The sequence below is a fragment of the Ectothiorhodospira lacustris genome, from assembly GCF_022227785.1.
In the GTDB taxonomy this organism is placed as follows: domain Bacteria; phylum Pseudomonadota; class Gammaproteobacteria; order Ectothiorhodospirales; family Ectothiorhodospiraceae; genus Ectothiorhodospira; species Ectothiorhodospira lacustris.
Genome location: NZ_JAJNQM010000057.1, coordinates 1 through 22,260 on the forward strand (window position 1 = coordinate 1; position 22,260 = coordinate 22,260).

Below are 22,260 nucleotides of genomic sequence, written 5' to 3' on the forward strand. Positions count from 1 at the left end.
GCCGGCAGCTGGATGACCTGGAACATGTGATCCTGGCCGGTTTCACCCATGAACCGGTGGTCCGGTTGTCCGAGCGTCTGGTGGCGATCACGCCGCCGGGCCTGAGCCGATGCTTCTACGCCGACAACGGGTCCGCCGCCGTCGAAGTCGCGCTGAAGATGAGCTTCCATTACTGGCTCAATCAAGGCCGCAAGGACAAGACCCGGTTCATCTGTCTCTCCAACAGCTATCACGGGGAAACCCTGGGGGCGCTGGCGGTGGGTGACGTGCCTCTGTACAAGTCCACCTATGGGCCGCTACTGATGGAGGTCATGACCGTGCCGGGTCCGGACTGTTTCGAGCGTGAACCGGGCGAGGATTGTGAACAAGTGGCCGAGCGAATGTTCGAGGCCATGGAGACGACGTTGGCAAGGCACGCCCACGAAACCTGCGCGGTGATCGTCGAGCCCCTGGTGCAATGCGCCGGCGGCATGCGCATGTATCACCCCCGGTATCTGCAATTGTTGCGCGAGGCCTGTGACCGCCACGGGGTGCATCTGATCGCCGATGAGATCGCGGTGGGGTTCGGCCGGACCGGGACCCTGTTTGCCTGTGAACAGGCGGGTATCTCGCCGGATTTCATGTGTCTGTCCAAGGGACTGACCGGGGGCTATCTGCCGCTGTCCGTGGTGCTGACCCATGATCAGGTCTATGACGCCTTTTATGATGAGTACACGCGCCTGACCGCATTTCTGCATTCCCATTCCTATACCGCCAATCCGCTGGCCTGCACGGCGGCTTTGGCCACCCTGGACCTGTTCGAACGGGATGACGTCATCGGGCGAAATCGACGGCTGGCAGCGGTGATGGCCGAATCCCTGGCGCCGTTGAAGGATCATCCCCACGTGGCGGATGTGCGTCAGCACGGGATGATCGCGGCGGTGGAGATGGTGAGAAACAAGACCACCCGCGAACCGTACCCCTGGCAGGAGCGTCGTGGTCTGGCGATCTACCGGCACGGCCTCAAACGAGGCGCACTGCTCAGACCGCTGGGCAACGTGAGTTACCTGATGCCGCCGTACGTGATCACCGAGGAGCAGATCCGGTTCCTGGCGCAGGTGATGATGGAAGGCATCGACCTGGCGTGCAGGGATTGACTCGCGGTGATGGCCCCGACGCGAACTTTGTTCGTCACTCCCGTGAAAGCGGGAGTTCAGGAGTTCATAGGGGCGTTCCGTGACTGGATTCCCGCGAACGCGGGAATGACGGTACCAATACCATGGCACCCAGAAGTTCGCATAATGTATATTATGTTAAATAACGGGACTCAGTACCGATTCCCCTCCGGTTGCAGCCTGTTGCCGATGTCACAAACAATTTTCGATTCCGACACCAGACAGCTTGGAAAACGGTCATATCGGGTGCGACCACAGCAATAAAGTCGGATAATGGTCCGCTTTCCGATTCCAAGACCCGTACCCGGAGATCCATCGCACCCATGGATAAAAGCTCGCTGGACCAGGCCGCACTGGACTATCACTATTTCCCCACCCCCGGAAAGATCTCGGTCGTGCCCACCAAGGGGTTGACCAATCAGCGCGATCTCGCCCTGGCGTACTCTCCCGGTGTCGCCGCCGCCTCGCGGCTGATTGCCAAAGATCCGGCACAGGTGGGACGTCTGACGGCACGGGCCAATTTGGTGGGCGTGGTCACCAACGGCACGGCCGTGCTTGGCCTGGGTGCTGTCGGTCCCCTGGCGGCGAAGCCGGTGATGGAAGGCAAAGGCGTACTTTTCAAGAAGTTTGCCAATATCGACGTGTTCGATATCGAACTGGATGAGCTTGATCCGGACAAGCTGGTGGACATCATCGCCGCCATGGAGCCCACCTTCGGCGGTATCAACCTGGAGGACATCAAGGCCCCGGAATGCTTCTATATCGAGCGCAAACTGCGGGAGCGGATGAAGATCCCCGTCTTCCACGACGATCAGCATGGGACTGCCATCGTGGTGGCCGCCACCGTGCTCAACGCCATGCAGCTCACCCGCAAGGAACTGAGCAGTATCAAGCTGGTGACCTCCGGTGCTGGTGCCGCCGCCCTCGCCTGCTTGGATCTGCTGGTGACCATGGGACTGCCGCTGGACAACATCTGGGTGACGGATATCCACGGCGTGGTCTACAAAGGTCGCCCCGAAGAAATGGATAGTTTCAAGGAACGCTACGCCCAGGACACCGAAGGCAGGACCTTGGGCGACATCATCGGCGGTGCCGACGTCTTCCTGGGTCTGTCCGCCGGTGGTGTCCTTAAGCAGGACATGGTGGCCCGCATGGCCCCCAATCCGCTCATCATGGCGCTGGCCAACCCGGACCCGGAGATCCTACCCGAAGAAGTCATGGCGGTGCGGGATGATGCCATGATGGCCACCGGCCGCTCCGATTACCCGAACCAGGTGAATAATGTCTTGTGCTTCCCCTTCATCTTCCGCGGTGCCCTGGACGTGGGAGCGACCACCATCACCACGGAGATGCAGATTGCCGCGGTGAAGGCGCTGGCTGAACTGGCCCGGGCCGAACCTTCCGATGTGGTGGCCAAGGCCTATGGTGATGAAGGTCTGCGCTTTGGCCCTTCCTACCTGATTCCCAAGCCTTTCGATCCGCGCCTGATCGTCAAGATTGCCCCCATGGTGGCCAAGGCCGCCATGGATTCCGGGGTGGCCACCGCTCCCATCGAGGAACTGTGGACCTATCGGGACCACCTGAACGACTTCGTCTATCAATCCGGTTTTGTCATGAAACCGGTATTTGCCGCCGCCAAGGCGGCCCCCCGGCGTGTCATCTATGCCGAAGGTGAAGATGAGCGGGTGCTGCGTGCGGTACAGACGGTACTGGAAGAAGGCCTGGCCCAGCCCATCGTGGTGGGCCGGCCTGAAGTGATCGAGTCCCGCATCGAACGCATCGGCCTGAATCTGCGCCCCGGCGAGGATTTTGAGCTGGTGAACCCCGCTTCCGACGCCCGTTTTCGCACCCTCTGGAGCGAGTATCACCAGATCATGGGGCGCAAGGGCATCACGCCGGACATCGCCAAATACCGCGTACGCAGCAACAACACCCTAATCAGTGCCATGTTGCTGCGCACGGGAGATGCCGATGCCATGGTCTGCGGCATGGTGGGCCAGCACGCCTACCATCTGAAATTCATCGAAGACGTGATCGGTCTGGCGCCCGGGGTGCGGACCTTTGCCACCATGAACCTGCTCATGCTGCCCCATCGCACCCTGTTCCTGTGTGACACCTACGTCAATGAGAATCCGAATGCGGAAACCATTGCGGAAATCACCCTGATGGCGGCGGAGGAAGTACGCAATTTCGGTCTGACGCCCAAGGTGGCACTGGTTTCCCACTCCAATTTCGGTAGCGTCCCGTCCGAAGGGGCGCGCAAGATGAGTCGCGCCCGTGCCCTCTTGGAGCAGATGGATCCGAACCTGGAAGTGGATGGGGAAATGCACGCAGATGCCGCGCTCAAGGAAGAGATCCGCGATCAGCTCATTCAGGGGTGCCGTCTCAAGGGCGAGGCCAATCTGTTGGTGATGCCCAACATCGATGCCGCGAACATCTCTTTCAATCTGCTCAAGGCGGCCAGCGGCGAAGGGGTCAGTGTGGGGCCGATCCTGCTGGGCTCCGCCAGACCTGCGCATATCCTCAATGAAACCGCGTCCGTACGCCGCCTGGTCAACATGACGGCGCTGGCGGTGGTGGATGCCCAGCAGGCGGAAAGCCGTCAGGCGCAGCTTCGGGATCCGATGCAGCGCTAAAGGCCCCTCGTCCCCTGCCCTTCTCCCCCCAGGGGGAGAAGGGAGGCGGCAGTTTCTTGGGACGTCGAGGGAGGGGCAAGCCGTGAATCTAGCTGATAGGCTGTTGTTCTGCCTGTGGCACCTGCAGGGTCGGTGGCTTCAGGCCTTCGAGTACGCGGCGGCGGCTGTTTTCCGGGAAGGGATATTCCATATTGCGGGCCGCCGCCCGTGCCACCTCCTGGCCGTGGTAGCGCAGTACCAGTTGCAAGGCCATGTCGATGCCGGCGGAAATGCCCGCCGAGGTGATGACGGAACCGGCATCCACGACGAACTCATCTTCCACCACCATCACCTCCGGAAATGAATCCCGCATCCACTCAAGGGATCGCCAGTGGGTGGTGGCCCGCAGGCCGTCCAACAGGCCCGCCTTGCCCAGGAGCATGGCCCCTGTGCAGACACCGGCCAGCAGGGACAGGCCATCGGAGCGTTCCCGGATCCAGTTCATCAGCACGGGATTGTTGATCTCCCTGCGGGCTCCCTTCCCTCCCGGTACCACCAGGATGTCCAGTTCCGGGCAATCGGTGAAATCATGATGGGGCAGGACCATCATGCCGCCGGTGGTGGTGATGGGGCGCTTGTGCTCGGCAATCAGGCGGATGTCGAAAGGCGACTCCGTTTCGGCGCGCCTGGATTCATCCAGCCGGGTGGTGGCAAAGACTTCAAACGGCCCGGCAAAATCAAGGGCCTCTACCTGGTCAAAGACCAGGATCCCCGTCAGGGTGCGTCGGACTGTGATGTTGTTGTTCATCATCGGCTTCCTGAATGACCCGGTCGGCCTTTCCGTTGCCACGGGCCGACCTGTCGACATTGACTGATCACAAAAATACTTCGGCTTTCCCAATTATGCATCCAGTTTATGCGGTTTTAATGTTTTCGCGTGGGGGCATGCCCCCATGAAAATGTTGCACCGCACAAAAGGATGCGATATGCTGCAACGCAACAAGGTTGGGAATCCGCCCGCCTTGGCAAACCCAACAGGAGATTTGCCATGTACAACGAATTCTTCAACACCTCCCAGGAACAGTTCGACAAGATGGCTGCTCCGGTGCGCAAATTCAATAATGCCACCCTTGACTATGTGTCCAAGCTGGTGGAATACCAGATCAGCATGTTCCGCAGCTACTCCGAGATTTCCATCGAGCAGATGCGTGCGCTGCAGACCGTGACCGATCCCAAGAGCCTGCAGGCCTATGTGGGTGCCCAGGCCGAGGCCACCAAGTCCCTGGGCGAAAAGGTCGCCAAGGACGCCAACGAACTGGTGGAGCTGCAGCGCGGTTATGCCGAAGAAGTACAGAAACTGAGCGAAGAAGGCTTGGCCACCGTCACCAGTATCGACCCTGCCAAGGCTCGTAAAAGCGCCTGATTTTTTCTTCAGACCAGGATTGTGTCATGGGCAGGGACGCCCGTAGGTTGTTTTCTCCTATCCTATCCGCACTATCCCCTGCGCCCACCAATGTGTCTGGTGGGCGTTTTTTTGTCAGGGACTTTCAGCGTGCCGACAGGGGAGCGCCTGTCTTGCGCCGAGCTTCGAAAAATACGCCATTCCAGGCGGTGATCAGTGTCTCCTCACCCTTGAGCAGGAGGCTCATGGGTTCCTCCAGCGGCGTGTCGAAACAGGTGATCTCCACCGTGGTCACCTCCCCCTCTGGAAAGCCCAATGCCTGCGGCGTGATGCCGTAGTGCTCGACAAAGGCCTCCGGCTCAAGGGCGTGGACCACATACCCGGGCTTGAGGCACTGAATATCCTCGAAATGAGCGATATGTTTCGAATACACACCGTTGCGACCCACCAGGGCCTGCGTCTCTTCTTCGGTCAGTGCGGCATCTTCCGTGGTGGTAAAGCCCTCCACTGTCCAGACCCCGAAAAAACCTTCATCCGAAACCTTCTGGCTACAGCCGGCCATCAGCAATGCCGCCACCACCATGGCAGCCCCGCCTCCTGCTCGGACGATGATGTCACTGCGTTCATTCTGCTGCACGCCCTGCGCCTCCACGTTGTTGAAATGAGGTTAAAAACCTGAGCTTGCAAAGGGTATCAGATTGCGGCCCCCAGGTTATTGATGACTGTCGGCACAGCACGAATTCAGTGCACGTCTGAAGTCCTCGCCGACGGGGTCCCGGCGGGCGCCCGAGCGGTGCCCATCAACAATCCCATGCGCAATCTGTTGCGGGATCTCGCCGCCATGGCGGACATGAACCATACCCTGCCCCAGCGACGGATATTGGCCAGTGAGCGCCTGATGCGCGGATCGCTGGGACCGGAGCAGATGGCGCTGATCGAATCCCGCCTGCTGGTGGAAGAACATCCCCGGGTCATCGATGCCCTGGAGATCACCCGGGCAGTGGGATTGCTGCGCCACGAGGACGCGCAGGTACGCCTGGAGGCCCTGGAACGTCTGCGGGGTTCCCTGCTGGCGGTGGTCCGATCCACGGTCGGCACCGTGGCCGAGCAGGACCCGGATCCCATCGTGCGTCAGCGCGTGGTGGAAACCCTGGAAGCCATTCAAACCCGGATCGCCTTTTACCGTTTTACGGAAAACCTGTTCTTCGGCCTGAGCCTGATCCTGCAACAGGCGGTCAGAAGCCTGTTTTCCCCGTTGAACCAGGCCGTGGCCTCGCCGGAGTGGATCAGCGGTTCCCTGGCGGTGAATCCGGTGCTGTCGCTCACCTGGAATCGCATCTACATACTCATCTTTGCTCTGCTGGTGTTCCTGGCCTTGCTGCTCATTCTCAAGCGCACCACCCTGGGGCTGAAGGTGCGGGCGGTGTCCCAGAATCGGACCATGGCCCGTGCTCTCGGTGTCCGCGCCAGTTGGGTGGACGCCATGACCTTCGGCCTGGGCGCCGGTATCGCCGGCGTGGCCGGCGTGGCCCTGGCTCAACTCACCAATGTGGGTCCCAACATGGGGCAGTCCTACATCGTGGATTCCTTCATGGTGGTGGTCTTCGGTGGCGTGGGCAACATCTTGGGCACCTTCGTGGGCGCGCTGGGGCTCGGGGTCATGACCAAGTTCATGGAGCCCTTTGCCGGTGCGGTGCTGGCCAAGATCTTCTTGCTCATCTTCATAATTTTGTTCATCCAGTATCGGCCCCGGGGTCTGTTCCCCCAGAAGGGTCGCAGCGCGGAGGTCTGATCCATGCTCACCCGACTACTATTGAGTGACCGTGGCGGCCTCATCGTCCTGGCCTTACTGACGGCCCTGATCATCTATGTGCCCATCGGCAACCTACTGTTACCCGCGGACTCGCCCTTGCACGTGTCCACCTTCACCGTAACCCTGCTGGGCAAATTCCTGTGCTTTGCCCTGCTGGCCCTGGCCATCGATCTGATCTGGGGGTATGCGGGCATCCTGTCCCTGGGGCATGGGGCCTTCTTCGGGCTGGGGGGCTACGTCATGGGTATGTACCTCACCCGCCAGATCGGTGACCGAGGTGTCTACGGAAATCCGGAACTGCCGGACTTCATGGTCTTCATGAACTACGACAGCCTGCCCTGGTACTGGCAGGGTTTTGACCAGTTCTGGTTTGCCCTGTTGATGGTGATGCTGGTGCCCGGCCTGCTGGCGCTGGTGTTCGGATGGATGGCGTTTCGTTCACGGGTCTCCGGGGTGTACTTTGCCATCATTACCCAAGCCCTGGTCTTTGCCTTGATGCTGGCTTTCTTCCGCAACGAACTGGGCTTTGGCGGCAATAACGGACTGACGGATTTCAAGGACATCCTCGGCTTTGACATCACCGCCCGTCAGACCCGGGTCACCCTGTTTGTCATCAGCGGACTTTGCCTGATCGGGGCCTACCTGATATGCCGATACATCATCACCTCCCGTTTCGGCCGCGTGCTGATGGCGATCCGGGACGCAGAGAGTCGCACCCGGTTTGCCGGCTATCAGGTGGAATCCTACAAGCTTTGGTTGTTCGTCTTTTCCGCCATGCTGGCGGGCATCGCCGGCGCCCTATATGTCCCCCAGGTGGGCATCATCAATCCCGGCGAGTTCTCCCCCATCGCTTCCATTGAGGCGGTGCTGTGGGTGGCCGTCGGGGGGCGAGGCTCCCTGTTCGGGGCCATCATCGGTGCCTTTTCGGTCAACGGCGCCAAGACCTGGTTCACCACGGTGTATCCGGAGGTCTGGTTGTTCGCGCTGGGTATCCTGTTCGTCCTGGTCACCCTGTTCCTGCCCCGGGGGATTGCCGGTGTTTTCCGCACCCTGGGGCAATGGACATCACGCAAACCCAAGGGAGATGAACAATGAGCCTGCTCAAGGATACGCGGGCGCTGATGCGCCGGGATCAGGTTTTTGATTTCATGCTACCTCCGCCGGATTTTGAGCAGCCGGTGGATCTGTCCCACGGCCCCATTCTCTATCTGGAAGATGTTTCGGTCAGTTTTGACGGTTTTCGTGCCCTCAATCGCCTGAACCTGGCGGTGGATGCCGGTGAACTGCGCTGCATCATCGGGCCCAACGGGGCCGGCAAGACCACCATGATGGATGTGATCACCGGCAAGACCCGGGCCGACGAAGGACAGATCTACTTCGGTCAGCGCATCGATCTGCAAAAACTTTCGGAGTACCAGATTGCCCGGGGCGACATCGGGCGCAAGTTTCAGAAACCCACGGTTTTTGAAGCTCTCACCGTGTTCGAAAACCTGGAACTGTCTCTGGCCTCGGACAAGTCCACCTGGGTCAGTCTGGGTTTCCAGCTGAGTGCGCAACAAAAGGAACGCCTGGACTATGTGCTTGGACTCATCGGTCTGGGTGCTCTGCCGACACGACTTGCCGGGGCCCTTTCTCACGGTCAGAAGCAGTGGCTGGAGATCGGCATGCTGCTGATGCAGAACCCCATGGTGCTACTAGTGGATGAACCGGTGGCCGGTATGACCGCCGAGGAAACAGAGCGCACGGCCGAACTCCTGACCTCCCTGTCGGGACGTCATACCGTGATCGTGGTGGAACATGACATGGCCTTCGTCCGTTCCATCGCCCGACGGGTGACCGTGCTGCATCAGGGGTCCGTACTGGCAGAAGGCAGCATGGACCGGGTGTCCGGTGATCCCAGGGTCATTGAGGTCTATCTGGGAGAAGAGGCATGATTCGTATCCATGGTCTGAATCAGTATTACGGGCAAAGTCACATCCTGTGGGATTTATCCCTGTCCACCACCCCGGGCCGGGTGGCTTGCATCATGGGGCGCAATGGTGCGGGTAAGACCACCCTGCTCAAATGCATCATGGGGTTGCTGCCGATGCGCGAGGGGGAGATCCATCTGGGGGACCAGCGCATCGATCGCCTTAGCGTTGAGGCCCGCGCCCGTTCCGGCATCGGTTATGTTCCCCAGGGCCGAGAGATCTTTTCCCTGCTCACGGTGGAAGAAAACCTGCGTCTGCCGCTGACCTCCCGCCGGGATCGGCGGCGGCAGGTACCGGCTTACATCTATGAACTGTTTCCGGTGCTCAAGGAAATGCGCCATCGCCGAGGCGGGGATCTGTCCGGTGGGCAGCAGCAGCTGGCCATTGGTCGTGCCCTGGTGCTGGACCCCAGGTTGCTGATCCTGGACGAGCCGGGTGAAGGTATCCAGCCCAATATCGTGCGCCAGATCGGCGAGGTGATCCGCAAGCTGCAGACCGAGATGGGTATTTCCGTGCTGTTGGTGGAGCAAAAACTGCCCTTCGCCCGACGTTTCGCCGATGAGTTCTTTCTGATGGAAAAGGGGTGTGTGCAGGCACAGGGTCTCATGAAAGACTTGGGTGATGAGCTGATTCAGCGTTATCTCAACGTTTGACATCCTCGCCCATGCATAAAAGCCAAAGCCCTCAGGATTCCTCCCGCGAGAGGCTCATGCCCAAGTGCGCGAATGTTTTTTGAAGTGGCCGGGCAACGCCCGGCCGGCCTGCGCACTGCTTACTCGGGTACCACCGCCTCCAGGGAAATGCTGATGGTGACCTCATCGCTCACATAGGGTACGAATTTGTCCGCGTTGAAGTCACTGCGCTTGACCACGGTATGGGCATGGGCCCCAATGGCGGGCCTTTCCAGCATGGGATGGGTCATGGCAGCAAAGTGAGTCACCTCCAGGGTCACTGGCAGTGTGACACCCTTCAGCGTCAGATGGCCATCAATGGACACCGGGAGACCATCCTGGAAATTGACCTGGCTGGACTGGAACACGGCCTCTGGATGCCGAGCGGTATCAAAGAAATCCTCTCCCTGGATATGTTCATTGAAGGTGACGTACCCGGTTTCCACCGAGGTCATGTCGATCACGATATCCACCTTCCCCGTTCCGGCGCTTTTGTCCAGGGTCACCGTCCCACTGGTCTGATTGAACTGGCTTGTCTGGCTGGACAGCCCTAAGTGGCTATAGGAAAAGCGCGGGTAGGTATGAGTAGGATCGATGTCGTAAGTCACCGGTTCGGCCACGGCGAGCCCGGAAACCAATGCCAGAGCGGCTGAAAGGCTGAAAAAAGGCTTCATGCGGAAATCCCCATAATATGAGTGAAACTGACCAGACCACGACGGCCCTGCCCGTAAACCATAGACGCCCTTGGTCACTGAAAAAATCCTGTTTCCAACGAAAGTCTGGTGAGCAACGCGCATTAATCCCGCTTAAATTTATTTTTTTTGGTACTTATGAGGTTTTTTTGCTTTGTTTATTTAAAAAGGACACCCACTTTATTTGCTAAAGACCCAAAAGAAGGGTATCCTCACAACATGACTCAGCCTCGCGCCACACTCATCAGCCTTGAAGAGACCCCCTGGTATCACGTGGTCAGCCGCTGCGTGCGCAGGGCGTTCCTATGCGGCAAGGATCCGTTGACCGGCGCCGACTACGCACACCGTCGAGCCTGGATCGAAGGGCGTATCCTTTCCCTGTCCTCCGTCTTCGCCATCGATATCGCCGCCTACGCAGTGATGTCTAACCATTATCATGTGGTTCTCCGGGTAGACCTCTCCCGCACCCATGCGTGGACCATTGAACAAGTCCTCGTCCGATGGACGCAGCTCTTTACCGGCCCTGCCCCGGTTCAGCGCTACCTGTCCGACGACAGGGTTCGGCTGAGTGCCGCGGAAATGGCCCAGGTAGAAGAGCTTGCCGAGATTTACAGGGCGCGCCTCCATGACATTTCCTGGTTCATGCGGGTACTGAATGAGTCCATCGCCAGACAGGCCAATCAGGAGGACGGCGTCAAGGGAAGGTTCTGGGAAGGACGTTTTAAGAGTCAGGCACTGCTGGATGAACAGGCGTTGCTGGCGGCGATGGCCTATGTGGATCTAAACCCGATACGTGCGGGGATCGCAGATGATCTGGAACGCAGCGACTATACGTCCGTTGCCAGACGGATCAGGAATGCCACCACCCCGGATAATGGAAAGAGTGACAGCACCGGCAAGACTGAAAGTGCTGCCGAATCGCCTTCTTCACCCGTGAAAACACCCCCCTCCCCCGCCCCCCACAGAATCGGCTCCGGCAGGGATCATGCCAGCGAAAACAACCCCTTGCGCCCGGAAAGATCCTTGCTGGCCATCCCGTTGGCATCACTGATGCCCTTTGAGGCATCGGGACGTTTTGAACAGACCATTCCATTCTCACTGGAGGATTATCTTGAACTGAGTGAAACCCTGGGACGCTGTGTGCACCCGATGAAGCGAGGTTTCATTTCCGAGAAGTCTCCCAGATTGCTGATTAGACTTGGAATGGAACCCCAGCAGTTCCTCCGTCATGCCGACCATCTGCTGAAAACTTTCGGCCCGGCCATCGGCACTGCGGAAACCTTGTCGGCACTGGCTCGGCGACGCCGGTGTCGGCGGATGCGAGGAATTGCCATGGCAAGACAGGTATTCCAGTCAAGGGCGGCCTGAACCACAATCGGCAGCGCAGATTCTGCGCATCACGCCCGGTGCCCATGCCCGGAGCACTGCTTGCCGGGCATGGGTGAGCAGTGGTGGGATCACAACCCGCAACCGACAAAGGGACGGGGGCGACAGTGCGGTAACATCTAATCTAATCTTCGTATTTGAACGACACGTTCAACCGGGCTCGGTAACACACGATGTCACCGGTCTCGTCCAGTTTCATGTCCAACTTTTTGACTTCGACAATACGCAGTTCACGCAGGCTGGAGCGGGCCTTGGCCACAGCCTGGGCGGCGGCATCTTCCCATGACTTTTCGCTGGTTCCGATCAGTTCAATGACCTTGTAAACGCTCATGACTAGACTCCTCGCCTTTCGACCTGGGTCGGTGGCAGATTTTTTGGTTCTCGGTTCCATGATGACCGGCCGCTACGGTCGGCAACCGTTTAAGCCGGTCCCCAAAGTCTAGTCAAGACTGTGCCGCTTTTCCTTGAATTCAAGGACAGCAACGGGCGGTATGCCAGGCGATCATGCGCTCTTCATCGGTGGGAATCACCCAGACCTTCACAGGACTGTCATCCGTACTGATGCACAATTCTCCCTGTTCATTGCGTCCTTCATCAAGGCGAACACCCAACCATTCGCAACCTCTGCACACCATGGCGCGCACCGGCGCGGCATGTTCGCCGATACCCGCCGTGAAGACCAGATGATCCAGCCCTCCCAAGGCGGCGGCGTGACTGCCGAGTTCTCGGATAATGCGGTAGGTAAACAGTTCCACCGCCTCCCTGGCCGAAGGTGTCTGATTATCGATCAGATCACGCATGTCCGCGCTGATACCTGAAACCCCAAAAAGTCCTGATTTTTTGTACAGAAGATCGCTCACTTGTTCGGGGGTCATGTTTTCATGGGTCAGCAGATGCAGGACCACGCCGGGGTCAATAGTCCCGCAGCGGGTTCCCATGGGCAACCCGTCCAGCGCGGTGAAACCCATGGTGGACGCCACACTGGCCCCATCACGCATCGCACACAGGCTGGCGCCGTTGCCAAGATGCGCCGCCACCACCCTGCCCGTCTCCGGCCTGCCCAGATATTCCGGCAGGCGGCGGCTGATGTAGTCATAGGACAGGCCATGGAAGCCATAGCGGATCAGACCCGCCTCGGTCAGATGCCGGGGCAAGGCAAAGGCCTGGGCGACCGCGGCCTGGGTGGTATGAAAACTGGTATCGAAGCAAGCCACCTGGGGCACGTCCGGACGCAGGGCAAACAAACTGCGAACCGGCGCCAGGCCATGGGGCTGATGCAGCGGTGCCAGAGGGATCAGGGCTTCCAGATCCGTCAGGACACCTTCATCCAGCAGGGCGGGCCGGCGATAGTGCCGCCCACCATGGACGATCCGATGTCCAATGGCGCTGATCCGGCCGGAATCTGGAACATCATCCATCCAGCCCAGTAACTCGGACAGGGCCTCCGCGTGGCCATACCGCCCATCCTCGGCGACCAGATGATCGTCCCGTATGGCCCGGCCGCGACCATCCCGGATCACCAGGCGGGCCTGCCGCCCCCCAAGCCCCGAGAAGTGTCCCTGATAATGGACGGCAAGCGCATCCAGTGACAGGCCCTTCCCCTGGCCCAACAGGGCGAACTTGAGACTGGATGAGCCGCTGTTGATGACCAGGATATCGCCCATTTCTTACCGAACCTTCTTCTTCTGATAGTCCGCCAGCAGCAATGCCAGGGCACAGGAAGCCATGCGGGTGATGGCATCATCAGCCCGACTGGTGAGCACGATGGGAACCCGGGCTCCCACCACCAGGCCGGCCCCTGTCGCATCCGCCAGGTAGGTCAACTGCTTCATGAGCATGTTGGCTGCTTCCAGATCCGGTGCCACCAGGATGTCAGCCCGACCGGCCACGGGGGAGATGATGTTTTTGGTCGCAGCCGCCGCCTCGGACACGGCATTGTCGAAGGCCAGCGGGCCATCAATCAAGGCGCCGGTAATCTGCCCACGATCCGCCATCTTGCACAGGGCCGCCGCCTCCAGGGTGGACTGGATCTTGGGATTCACCGTCTCCATCGCCGATAGAATGGCTACCTTGGGCAGCTCATTACCCACCGCGTGAGCCAACTCGATGGCGTTCTGCACGATATCCATCTTGTCGGCCAGAGAAGGATAGATGTTGATGGCCGCGTCGGTGATGAACAGGGGGCGTGGATAGGTCGGTACATCGAAGGCCATCACATGGCTGATGCGTCGTTCGGTCCGCAAGCCGGAATCCTTACGCACCACCTCCCGCAGCAATTCATCGGTATGCAGCGCCCCCTTCATGATGGCGCCCACGGTGCCGGCGCGGGTCATGGCCACCGCCTCTTCGGCCGCGGCATGGCTGTGGGGGACATGAATGATGCGAAAATCGCTGATGTCGATCTCCGCCTCATCCGCCGCCGCCCGGATGCGGTCCTCGGGACCGATCAGAATCGGATGGATCAGACCCGCCTTAGCAGACTCATAGGCCCCCAGGATGGAAGGTGCATCCACCGGATGCACCACGGCCATGTCGACCGGCTCCGGATGGGTGGCGGCATGCAACAGTTCATGCAGGCGCGCCCGCTCGGACATGCGAACCCGCGGCATCACAGTACGGGCACGGCGGATCTTTTCCGTGGGCGCCAGCACGTCGGCCACCCCCTCGATCACATCCCGACCTTCCTGATTGGTACACCGACAATCAAATTTGATGCGATTCTTTTCAGGGTCCTTTTCCAGGACCTTCACCTTCACCTGCAGGACATCACCCAGACCTACCGGGGCCCGAAACCGCAGGGTTTGCCCCAGATAGATGGTCCCGGGGCCGGGCAACTCGGTGCCCAACACGGTGGAGATGAGCGCTCCGCCCCACATGCCATGAGCGATGATCTCCTGAAAGCGCGAACTCTTGGCAAAATCCTCGTCCACATGGGCAGGGTTCACGTCCCCGGACATGATGGCGAATAGCTTGATGTCATCCATGGTGAGCCGGCGCTCGATAGAGGCCTCGTCGCCCACCCGAATCTCATCGAAAGTGCGGTTCTCGATGTAACCCAGATCGGTTTTCTTATCCATGACTCAGGCCCTTATGTTATGTCCGGCATCCACGTAAAGGGTGCTGCCGGTCAGTGACTGTCCGGCCCCTGAGGCCAGGAAAACGGCACTCTGCCCCACATCCTCGATGGTGGCCAGACGACGCAGGGGGGAACGGGTTTCGGCATCGCGGGCCAGATCTTCGAAATCCTGAATACCCGAGGCCGCCCGGGTACGGATGGGACCCGGCGAGATGGCATGCACCCGGATGCCTTGCGGACCCAGTTCCGCCGCCATGTAGCGCACACTGGATTCCAACGCGGCCTTGACCGGCCCCATGAGGTTGTAGTTGTCCACCACCTTTTCGGCACCGTAATAGGAGAGGGTGATCAGAGTGCCGCCCGCCTTCATCAGGTGTTCCGCCTGTCGGGCCAGGCGAATGAAGGAGTGACAGGAAACATTCATGGCCTGGGCAAAGCCGTCCCAGGAGCAGTCCACCACTCGACCATGGAGATCATCTCGTGGCGCAAAGGCCATGGAATGGATCAGAAAATCCAGCTTGCCCCAACGTTCGGCGGCGCGCTGGAACAGTGCATCCACTTGGGTCTGGTCAAGCACATCGCAAAGCATCAGTTCCGGATCCCCCATCTCACCGGCCAAGGGCCGGACATGGGATTCGGCCTTGGGATGGCCATAGGTCACGATCATTTCGGCACCCGCCTGCTGCAGCGCACGGGCACAGCCGTAGGCAATGCTGTCGGCATTGGCGAGGCCGGTAACGATGCCGGTTTTCCCTTGCATGGAGAAGGGTTGAGTCATCATGGGCAACCTCCAATCGTCGCTGGGTTCACTGGCTCAGACAGATGAACCTGATTTATGTTGCATTGCAGCGAAGATTAGCAGAAGCGCATGATGCCTGCATGTCAATTTGCGATTTTCGCAAGGTTCATCAGGTCTTTTTTGCCGGTTTACAAGACGCTGTTCCCCAGCCAAATCCACGCCGTATTCATGGTTGACATATGGATAGTTCGCCGGCTCATATGAAAACCTTCCCGATTGCCACCGGATTCAACCAGGAGCCGATCCGATGCCGTTGCCGATAAAGACTCTGATCGCCTTTCTGTTGATGGCAACGGGCCTGCCGGCCTTCGCCGCGGAGCGCTTTCAGGACTGGTGGATCAGCTACAGCCAGCCGAGCGAAGAACAAGGACTGACCCTGCTGGCCTATACACGCAGTGATGAAGGCCATGCCCTCGCGGTGGGCCAGACGCAGAACGGGCCGGTCAAGATCGCCCTCTTGGTCAAGGGCGGCCCACCCATTCGTATCAGGGATGGCTTGCTGGAAGCGGAGATCGATGTGGACACGAGATGTCAGAAGCACGCTCTCCAGCAGGATCCGGGTGCCGCTGCGGATCCCGATCCGTCGACGGGGACATGGACTCAAAGCCTGGAATGGCCGGTCTGGGAACCTTCCCGCGGACATTCACTGCCGCCCCTTCTGGAATCCTTGATGGAGGGACGTGAAATCCGCCTCAAGGTGGAGGATGATCAGGGGGATGCCCGTACCCTGAAATTTTCCCTGGACGGAGCCCGCCAGGCCATGCAGTGGATACTGGCACAGGGTCCGCTGACCGTGACCCACCATACCGTGGATACCCTCTCCGACAGGGCGGCCTTCGAGTGCCATCAGCGGGCCCGGGGGGAACGGACCCGCCTGGAGACCTGCTTTGACGCCATCGTATCCTGCTGGGACCGACACGCCCGCGGCTCGGTGCCGGCCTTTCAAGGCTGCCTTCGCAACAGTCGGATGGGGCTGGGCGGCAACTGGTAACCCTCAGGGCAGCAGGATGCTGCTGCCGGTGGTGCGCCTGGCCTCCATGTCTTCATGAGCCCGGGCAGTTTCCCGCAAGGGGTATCGTTGATGAATGGGCACTGCCACCACACCGGTCCTGACCATCGCGAACAGTTCCGAGGCGGCCCATTCCAGGTCTTCCCGGGCGGCAATGTAATGGAACAGGCTGGGTCGAGTGAAAAAGAGCGAACCTTTCCCGGCCAGCACGGCCGGATCCACAGGGGGCACGGGGCCGGAGGCATTGCCGAAGCTGACCATCATGCCCAACGGTCGCAGGCAATCCAGCGAACCCATGAACGTATCCCGCCCGACCGAATCGTAGACCACGTCCACGCCGCGCCCGTCGGTGATTTCCCTCACCCTGTCGGCAAATCCCTCCCCGGCGCCCACTATGACGTGATTCGCGCCATGTTCCATAGCAAGATCGGCCTTTTCGGGACTGCCCACGATGCCGATCACCTCGGCCCCCAGATGCCTTGCCCATTGACAGAGCATGAGACCGACACCGCCGGCGGCGGCATGGACCAGGACATGCTGACCCGCCGCCACCGGCCAGGTGCGCCGCAACAGATAATGGACAGTCATTCCCCTGAGCATCATGGCGGCGGCGGTGTCGTCCGGGATATCCTCGGGCAGACGCACCAGCCTGTCGGCAGGCATGACCCGCCTCTGAGCGTAGGCACCCGGAGGAGGCGCGGCATAGGCCACGCGATCGCCGACCTGCAACCCGGTTACGTTCTCACCCAGGGCTTCCACCACGCCAGCCGCCTCCATGCCAAGACCGCACGGCAGCTTCGGCAACGGATACAGCCCACGACGAAAATAGATGTCAATGAAATTGAGACCAATCGCCGTCTGGCGCAGACGGACCTCCCCCGGCCCCGGCTCCCCAGGGGGTGACCTGACCCATTCCAGCACCTCGGGACCACCGGTTTTCTGAATCTGCATGACAAAGGACATGGGTCTGTCTCCGGATCATCATGTGAACAGACTGGAAACCGGTCTGAGGAACGCTCAGGTCACGCCGCCCCGGTGACCCCGGCACGATCCCGGGCCAGGTAGGTATATATCGCCGGCACCACGAACAGGGTGAACAGGGTCCCGATGGTCATGCCGGCGGCGATCACCAACCCCATGGCAAACCGGGAACCTGCACCGGGACCACCGGCGATCAGCAGCGGAATCATGGCCAGCACTGTGGCGGCGGTGGTCATGAGGATGGGTCGCAGACGAATACCCGCCGCCTTCTCCACCGCCTCGCGCCGGGATAAGCCCTGTTCCTCCTGTAGCTTGTTGGCGAACTCCACGATCAGGATGCCGTGCTTGGCGATCAGGCCGATCAGGGTCAGCAATCCCACCTGGGTATAGATGTTCAGGGTGGTCAGGCCCAGGCTGACGAACAGCAGCGCGCCGGCAATGGACATCGGTACGGTCATCAGCATGATCAGTGAATCACGGAATGACTCGAACTGGGCCGCCAGCACCAGATAGATGACCACCAGGGCAAAGAAGAAGGTCACCACCAGCTGACGGCCCTCGCTCATGAACTGGCGTGACTGACCACCATAGTCCACGCTGTAGCCCGGCGGCAGGACATCGGCGGCAATCTCCTGCAGCACCGCCAGGGCGTCACCCAGGGTGACGCCGGGCCGAGGCACCCCGGACAAGGTAACCGCGTTGAGCTGCTGGAAGCGCTTGAGCTGCTGGGGATGCACCGAGTCCTTCAGGGTGATCAGGGTATCCAGGGGCACCAGTTCGCCGTCCCGGTTGCGGGTATAGAGGTCCTCGATCTGATCCGGCGTCAGCCGATCCACCCGTTGCAGCTGGGGAATGACCCGGTAGGAACGGTCATCCAGGGCAAAACGACCCACGAACCCGCCGGAGAACAGGGATGAAAGATCCGCTGACAGGGTCTGCATGTCCACCCCCATGAGGGCGGCCTTTTCCCGGTCGATATGGATCTCGGTCCGGGGGCGATCGATCTTCAGGTCGCCGTCGATGTAGATGAAGCGGCCGCTGGCCATGGCCCGGCCGATCACCTCGCGGGAGACCTCCAGCAGGTTTTCCGCCGGATCAGTGGAACGGATGACGAATTCCACCGGTGCACCGCCCCCGGCACTGGGCAGGGATGGCGGCACCAGCGCGAAGATGCTCAGACCCGGGATCTCTTCCAGGCGAGGCTGCAGTTCATGATCCAGAACCACCTGGGTGCTGCGGTCGCGTTCATCCCAGGGCGCCAGCACAAACCCGGCCACCGCGGAATTGGTGGCCCCCAGACCGCCCCCGCCGAAACCGTTGATGATGAAAATGTTGGACAGTTCCGGAATCTCGTCCAGATACCGGTTGATCACCGCCGTGTTGCGTTCCAATTGATCCAGGGTCATGGGCGCATCCCCCTGGGCGATGGAGAAGACAAAGCCCTGGTCCTCGGGCGGCTCCAGCTCACTGCTGCTGGTGACGAACAGGAAATAGCAGGACACCAGCACGATGAGACCGAACACCAGCACCACGTGACGATCTTCCAGGGCGCCGTGGAGACGGCGTTCATAGCGCCGGTGCAGTCCCTCGAAGCGGGCATCCAGCCAGGCCTCGAAACGCCCCTTGCTACCCTCGCCATGGGGCTTGAGCAGGCGCGAGCAGAGCATGGGGGACAGGGTCAGGGCGATGACCCCGGAGAGAATCACCGAGGCCGCCAGGGTGAAGGCGAATTCCACGAACAGGGTGCCGGTGATGCCGCCGACAAAACCGATGGGAATGAAGACCGCCACCAGACTGGTGGACATGGCGACGATGGGCCAGGCCAGTTCCCGGGCGCCCTGCAGGGCCGCCTCCAACGGCTGCATGCCCTCCTCGATATGGCGATGGACGTTCTCCACCATGATGATGGCGTCATCCACCACGATGCCGATGGCCAGGACCATGGCCAACAGCGTGAGCAGGTTGATGGAAAAGCCCATCAGCAGCATCAGGAACAGGGTGCCGATCAAGGACAACGGCACCGCCAGGGCCGGAATGATCACACTGCGCATGGAGCCCAGGAAGGCATAGATCACCGCCACCACGATCACCAGTGCCAGCACGATGGTGATCATGACCTCCTGAATGGCGCTCTCGATGTAGAGGGTGGAGTCGTAGACGATGTCCCCCTTGAGGCCCTCGGGAAACTGGGGCTCGATCTCCCGTGCCCAGACCTGACGCACATCGGCGATCACATCCAGGGCATTGGCGTCCGGCGAAACCTCAATGCCGATGAAGGTGGCCGACTGGCCATTGAAGCTCACGGAGCTGTCATAGCTCTCGGAACCTAGTTCCACCTGCGCGATGTCCTGCAACCGCACGATGGCCCCCTGTTCGGAGCGGACCACCAGCTGTTCGAAGGCTTCGGGACTGGACAGGTCCGTTTCCGCCGTCAGTTCCACCGAAACGAGCCGGCCCTTGGTGCGCCCCACTGCGGAGATCACGTTATTGGCCTGCAAGGCCCGGCGCACGTCGGCGCCGGTCACCTCCAGGGCGGCCATGCGTTCCGGGTCCAGCCAGATGCGCATGGCAAAGGTCCGTGCGCCCAGGATCTCGGCCCGCTGCACCCCCGGCAAGGTGGCCAGCTGAGGCTCCACCACCCGTACCAGATAGTCGGTGATCTGATTGTCGCTGAGCACCTCGGAATAGAAGCTCATGTACATGGCGGCAATGGTCTCGCCCACCGACAGCTGGATCACCGGCTCTTCCGCCTCCTGGGGCAGGTCCGAGCGTACCTTGTTCACCTGGGCGGCGATCTGGGTCAGCGCCTCGTTGGGGTCATAGTCCATGCGCAGATAGGCCTGCACCGTGCTGACACCGGAGACACTGGTGGAGACCAGGTAATCGATCCCCTCGGCGGCGGCAATCTCCCGTTCCAGCGGGGTGGTGATGAAGCCCTGAATGAGGTTGGCATCGGCACCGATATAGGTGGTGCTGACAGTGACCACCGCATTCTGGATCTCCGGGAACTGGCGCACGTTCAGGTCAAAACCGGCGCGGATCCCCAGCAACAGGATGAACAGGCTGACCACCGTGGCCAGCACCGGCTTGCGAATGAAGACATCAGTGAATCGCATCGGGGCTCTCCGGCCGCATCAGGCGTTGGGCGGCGTGGGTGCCGCCTCTTCGCCGGGCTGCAGGTCGGGATCATCGCTGATCCTGACCACGGCGTTGTTGCGCAGCTTGAGCAGGCCACTGGTGGCCACCCGCTCGCCCGGTTCCAGCCCTTCCAGGATCACCACCAGATCCCCCCGACGCATCCCGGTCCGCACGAAGCGCTGGCGCACCCGCAATTCATCCCCCTCCCCCGGCTGGATCACATAGACCGAGTCGCCGTAGGGATTGAAGCTCACCGCCGACTGAGGCACCACCACCACCGTCGCAGACTCCCCCACGTCCAGGGTCACGCGACCAAACATGCCGGGGCGCAGCCTCTGCTCCGCATTGGGCAGGATGGCCTGAACCTCGAACGTACGGGTAGAGGCTTGCATGGCGGGCTCGATGGCCTTGACGCGGCCTTCGAAGCTATCCTGGTAGGCATCCACCATCACCTGCAGGGGCTGTCCGGCGACCACTTCGCCGATGCGACGCTCCGCCAGTGAGAAATTGAGGTAGATCGGATCCAGAGCCTGCAAAGACACCACAGGATCTCCGGCGGACAGGAACTGGCCCGGATTCACCCGCCGAATCCCCAGCTGCCCCGAGAAGGGCGCGGTCAGGGTCTTTTGCTGGATGCGGGCCGCCTGTTCCTGCACCGCCGCCGCAGCCTGTTCGGCCTCGCTCTCCCGGCGCTGCACTTCCGCTTCGGAGATATTGTTTTGACGCACCAGCCGACGGGCTCGCTCCAGTTCCAGATTCGCCAGGCGGGCCGCCGCCTCCAGGCGCCGCAGCTGAGCCATGTCCGTACGGCTGTCCAGGCGCAGGAGCACCTCCCCGGCCCTGACCCGAGCACCGTTCTCGAACAGGATCTCCTGCACGATGCCGCTCACCTCGGTGGTCAGCTCGGCCCCCTGCACCGCGGCAAAACTGCCTACCGCCTCCAGTTGCGGGCGCCAGACCTGTTCCCCGGCCTCAGTCGCCGTGATGGTGGCCACCGGCTCGGGCATATTGTCAAAGATGTCCGTGATCAGGGCACCGATGAAGGCTTTGTAGCCAAACACCGCACCCAGCAGCAGGGAAACCGCCAGCAGCATGAGGATCATGCGTCGATTGATGGGTCTTCTGTTCATGTCCGGGACACAGCCTTTGGCAGACCAGCAGAAAAGTTGATGGGAACGACCGCCGCCCAAGCCGCGGCGCGGAACCTGAAAAGAGGCAGATTACACTCTCCGGCCACGGAATCGGATACCTTGCACATCAATGGGGCACAGTACTGGAAAAAACATTCAGGATGATGACCCCCAGAATGATGAAGCCGATGCCGATCCAGGCCGCCAGATCCAGAGACTGCCGAAAAACCAGATAACCCACCAGAGAAATAAGCAGGATGCCCAAGCCGCTCCAGAGGGCGTACGCCACCCCCACCGGGATGCTCTTCAAGACATGGGAGAGAAAATAAAAAGCCCCAAGATAGCAAAGCCCCATGAGCAGGGTTGGCGCGGGACGGGTGAACTGATCGGATTTTTGCAGGAACATCGTGCCGATCACTTCCAG

21 protein-coding genes are annotated in these 22,260 nt (G+C 60.6%); 10 read left to right on the top strand and 11 right to left on the bottom strand.

The window, feature by feature from the left end; translation table 11 throughout:
- The coding region (gene bioA, locus LQ952_RS11220) for an adenosylmethionine--8-amino-7-oxononanoate transaminase (RefSeq protein WP_238622731.1) at positions 1 to 1,136 on the top strand (1,136 nt) is incomplete at its 5' end.
- Between the two features lie 341 nt (positions 1,137 to 1,477).
- Entirely contained in the window at positions 1,478 to 3,790 is a 2,313-nt protein-coding gene (locus LQ952_RS11225; protein ID WP_238622732.1) for an NADP-dependent malic enzyme, read from the top strand.
- A gap of 88 nt (positions 3,791 to 3,878) precedes the next feature.
- On the opposite strand, the gene LQ952_RS11230 is transcribed toward LQ952_RS11225, so the two are convergent.
- On the bottom strand, positions 3,879 to 4,577 hold the full coding sequence (locus LQ952_RS11230; RefSeq protein WP_238622733.1) for a DJ-1/PfpI family protein: 699 nt from the start codon (positions 4,575 to 4,577) through the stop codon (positions 3,879 to 3,881).
- 240 nt (positions 4,578 to 4,817) lie between these two features.
- Here LQ952_RS11230 and LQ952_RS11235 point away from each other — a divergent pair, with 240 nt between their 5' ends.
- Positions 4,818 to 5,192, top strand: coding sequence for a phasin family protein (locus LQ952_RS11235; RefSeq protein WP_238622734.1), 375 nt, complete (start codon positions 4,818 to 4,820; stop codon positions 5,190 to 5,192).
- A gap of 124 nt (positions 5,193 to 5,316) precedes the next feature.
- On the opposite strand, the gene LQ952_RS11240 is transcribed toward LQ952_RS11235, so the two are convergent.
- Complete coding sequence (locus tag LQ952_RS11240) at positions 5,317 to 5,808, bottom strand: hypothetical protein (RefSeq protein ID WP_238622735.1); 492 nt, start codon at positions 5,806 to 5,808, stop codon at positions 5,317 to 5,319.
- A gap of 81 nt (positions 5,809 to 5,889) precedes the next feature.
- Here LQ952_RS11240 and urtB point away from each other — a divergent pair, with 81 nt between their 5' ends.
- Genes urtB through urtE form a run of 4 tightly spaced genes read left to right on the top strand, consistent with a single transcriptional unit; the run spans position 5,890 to position 9,607 of the window.
- The gene (gene urtB / locus LQ952_RS11245; RefSeq protein ID WP_238622736.1) at positions 5,890 to 6,963 is read left to right on the top strand and encodes an urea ABC transporter permease subunit UrtB; all 1,074 of its coding nucleotides are present in this window, start codon (positions 5,890 to 5,892) and stop codon (positions 6,961 to 6,963) included.
- A 3-nt stretch (positions 6,964 to 6,966) separates the two neighbouring features.
- A complete protein-coding gene (gene urtC / locus LQ952_RS11250; RefSeq protein WP_238622737.1) occupies positions 6,967 to 8,079 on the top strand; it encodes an urea ABC transporter permease subunit UrtC in 1,113 nt (370 codons plus the stop codon).
- Complete coding sequence (gene urtD, locus LQ952_RS11255) at positions 8,076 to 8,918, top strand: urea ABC transporter ATP-binding protein UrtD (protein WP_238622738.1); 843 nt, start codon at positions 8,076 to 8,078, stop codon at positions 8,916 to 8,918. Before urtC ends, urtD begins: the two co-directional genes overlap by 4 nt.
- Entirely contained in the window at positions 8,915 to 9,607 is a 693-nt protein-coding gene (gene urtE, locus LQ952_RS11260; RefSeq protein ID WP_238622739.1) for an urea ABC transporter ATP-binding subunit UrtE, read from the top strand. The genes urtD and urtE overlap by 4 nt, the downstream gene beginning before the upstream one ends.
- A gap of 119 nt (positions 9,608 to 9,726) precedes the next feature.
- Here the strand turns inward: urtE and LQ952_RS11265 are convergent, their stop codons facing one another.
- Positions 9,727 to 10,299 carry a YceI family protein gene (locus LQ952_RS11265; protein ID WP_238622740.1) on the bottom strand — a complete coding sequence of 191 codons (573 nt, stop codon included), beginning with the start codon at positions 10,297 to 10,299 and terminating at the stop codon, positions 9,727 to 9,729.
- Between the two features lie 237 nt (positions 10,300 to 10,536).
- On the opposite strand from LQ952_RS11265, the gene LQ952_RS11270 reads away from it, so the two are divergent.
- Positions 10,537 to 11,685: a transposase gene (locus LQ952_RS11270; protein WP_238622741.1), complete on the top strand. Its 1,149-nt coding sequence runs from the start codon at positions 10,537 to 10,539 to the stop codon at positions 11,683 to 11,685.
- 142 nt (positions 11,686 to 11,827) lie between these two features.
- Here LQ952_RS11270 and LQ952_RS11275 read toward each other — a convergent pair whose 3' ends face one another.
- The 4 genes from LQ952_RS11275 to fabI form a co-directional block, all read right to left on the bottom strand.
- Positions 11,828 to 12,034, bottom strand: coding sequence for a dodecin family protein (locus LQ952_RS11275; protein ID WP_238622742.1), 207 nt, complete (start codon positions 12,032 to 12,034; stop codon positions 11,828 to 11,830).
- A gap of 139 nt (positions 12,035 to 12,173) precedes the next feature.
- Positions 12,174 to 13,367 (bottom strand): acetate/propionate family kinase, encoded by a 1,194-nt coding sequence (locus tag LQ952_RS11280; RefSeq protein WP_238622743.1) that lies wholly within the window; start codon positions 13,365 to 13,367, stop codon positions 12,174 to 12,176.
- A 3-nt stretch (positions 13,368 to 13,370) separates the two neighbouring features.
- The gene (locus LQ952_RS11285; RefSeq protein WP_238622744.1) at positions 13,371 to 14,780 is read right to left on the bottom strand and encodes a bifunctional enoyl-CoA hydratase/phosphate acetyltransferase; all 1,410 of its coding nucleotides are present in this window, start codon (positions 14,778 to 14,780) and stop codon (positions 13,371 to 13,373) included.
- A 3-nt stretch (positions 14,781 to 14,783) separates the two neighbouring features.
- Positions 14,784 to 15,560: an enoyl-ACP reductase FabI gene (gene fabI, locus LQ952_RS11290; RefSeq protein WP_430733406.1), complete on the bottom strand. Its 777-nt coding sequence runs from the start codon at positions 15,558 to 15,560 to the stop codon at positions 14,784 to 14,786.
- A gap of 41 nt (positions 15,561 to 15,601) precedes the next feature.
- Between fabI and LQ952_RS11295 the strand changes: the two genes are divergently transcribed.
- Together LQ952_RS11295 and LQ952_RS11300 are read left to right on the top strand one after the other, a co-directional pair.
- A complete protein-coding gene (locus LQ952_RS11295) occupies positions 15,602 to 15,754 on the top strand; it encodes a hypothetical protein (protein WP_238622745.1) in 153 nt (50 codons plus the stop codon).
- Between the two features lie 71 nt (positions 15,755 to 15,825).
- Positions 15,826 to 16,569 (top strand): hypothetical protein, encoded by a 744-nt coding sequence (locus LQ952_RS11300; protein WP_238622746.1) that lies wholly within the window; start codon positions 15,826 to 15,828, stop codon positions 16,567 to 16,569.
- Positions 16,570 to 16,572: 3 nt separating this feature from the next.
- Here LQ952_RS11300 and LQ952_RS11305 read toward each other — a convergent pair whose 3' ends face one another.
- From LQ952_RS11305 to LQ952_RS11320, 4 genes are all read right to left on the bottom strand, one after another.
- A complete protein-coding gene (locus LQ952_RS11305) occupies positions 16,573 to 17,550 on the bottom strand; it encodes a quinone oxidoreductase family protein (protein ID WP_238622747.1) in 978 nt (325 codons plus the stop codon).
- 59 nt (positions 17,551 to 17,609) lie between these two features.
- Positions 17,610 to 20,684 (bottom strand): efflux RND transporter permease subunit, encoded by a 3,075-nt coding sequence (locus LQ952_RS11310; RefSeq protein ID WP_238622748.1) that lies wholly within the window; start codon positions 20,682 to 20,684, stop codon positions 17,610 to 17,612.
- 18 nt (positions 20,685 to 20,702) lie between these two features.
- Entirely contained in the window at positions 20,703 to 21,836 is a 1,134-nt protein-coding gene (locus tag LQ952_RS11315; RefSeq protein WP_238622749.1) for an efflux RND transporter periplasmic adaptor subunit, read from the bottom strand.
- A gap of 127 nt (positions 21,837 to 21,963) precedes the next feature.
- Positions 21,964 to 22,260, bottom strand: a 297-nt coding sequence (locus LQ952_RS11320; RefSeq protein ID WP_430733771.1) for a DMT family transporter, incomplete at its 5' end; no start/stop codon positions are given.